Below are 1,528 nucleotides of genomic sequence, written 5' to 3'. Positions count from 1 at the left end.
CTATTGGATATAACATGTATGTTTCCTCCTATTCTCTATGTGCTTACCGTTATTATAAAAGAAAACGCTCTCTTTTGTTCGTATTATTTTTTCTGTATTAGTATTATTATTGCTTTTCTGCACATTTTCTCATACATTTAAAGGAGAGATAGAAAGGGGAAAACATATGAACAATGCTGATGTTGAAAAAATCTGTCAAATGACCCACACCATCACAAAACTAGATACCCGTTTTTTTGATTTGGAAGGAAAGACACATGTTCAATTCGTTAACCATGTAATCCCGGTCGTGTTAGACCCTCCCGAATCGGAATATGTACCGTTGATGGAGAGCTTGCAACAGCAGCCTTCTGATCATTTTTATCACCATACCAATAACTTTGGCCTAGAGTATATTTCAGTTGGTGTGTGGGAAAAACAAACCTTTCAAGGTTGTCTTCTAATCGGCCCGTTTGTTTCTAATATTTCAATTTTTGATTTGATTAAAGATAAGATTTCTGAAAATAGAATACCAATCAGTGAACGAAAACAATTAGAACAGTTCTACCAAGCCTTGCTCGTTCTGAGTGATACAGAGTGCGAAAGTATCGGCACAATGGTGATCAATCTATGTGAACATAGGTTGGTCCATACAAAACAAGCCGTATCACCACTACCAAAACCAACCATAAAAGACCCATTGTCAACCATGAGTATCGAAGAAAATGTAGAGATCATTGAACAACGGTATCAACAACAAAACCAGTTGATGCACGCCATTTCGAAAGGGGATAAAGAAGCGGTAAATCACTTGGTAAATTATAATTCGCCTATCTTAGCCTTTTCGGACCGTATACCTGGTAGTCCAATTCGGTCCTCAAAGAATATTTCTTTTACTACCAATACGTTATTTCGCTTGGCTGCAGAGCGAAGTGGTGTACACCCTGTTTATCTTCATAACATATCAGAACGGTTTGCCATTTTAATCGAACGAACAACAACGATCCCTAAATTACAAAAACTGAACGTATTAATGGCGAATGAATACTGTGACTTAGTTATCACCCATGCAACAGGGCACTACAGTCAAATTGTCAAAAAGGCAGTTGATTACATTCAATTACACTTAGGGGAATACTTAACCTTAAAACACATTGCCGAACAAATACATGTGAATCCTTCCCACCTATCTCGAAAATTTAAAGAAGAAACCAAAATGACCGTCACCGATTTCATCAATCAAAAGCGCGTAGAAGAAGCAAAGCTGTATTTACGAAGAGGCTCTATATCTATTACAGATATAGCCTTCATGATAGGTTATAATGACCTAAATTACTTTAGTAAAGTATTTAAAAAATGGACATCCCTCACCCCATCCCAATATACGAAAGGCGAACATGGGGAGGACGGCTAATATTTAGTGCCAGTCACCACCCGAAAAATCTTGTTTCTCAAGATGTTTCACAAACCTTTAAAAAAGGATTCAGCCTCCTAATGTACAAATGTCCACTTGGAGGCTGAATCCTATTACTGCATTTAGCGTCTAATT

The 1,528-nt window shown here is 37.3% G+C and carries 1 protein-coding gene; it reads left to right on the top strand.

All coding sequences use genetic code 11. From position 1 onward, the window contains the following. Nucleotides 1-166: 166 nt before the first annotated feature. Nucleotides 167-1,393 (top strand): helix-turn-helix domain-containing protein, encoded by a 1,227-nt coding sequence (locus GHD00_RS20805; protein WP_163540083.1) that lies wholly within the window; start codon nt 167-169, stop codon nt 1,391-1,393. Nucleotides 1,394-1,528: the final 135 nt, after the last annotated feature.

The sequence above is a fragment of the Gracilibacillus sp. YIM 98692 genome, from assembly GCF_010993965.1.
In the GTDB taxonomy this organism is placed as follows: domain Bacteria; phylum Bacillota; class Bacilli; order Bacillales; family Amphibacillaceae; genus Gracilibacillus.
Note: the sequence above shows the minus strand (reverse complement) of the source record. Positions and strands in the feature narration are given on the sequence as shown.

Bases quoted from the DNA above. Each gene is read 5' to 3' on its own strand.
- GHD00_RS20805 (WP_163540083.1), top strand. From the start codon at position 167: ATGAACAATGCTGATGTTGAAAAAATCTGTCAAATGACCCACACCATC.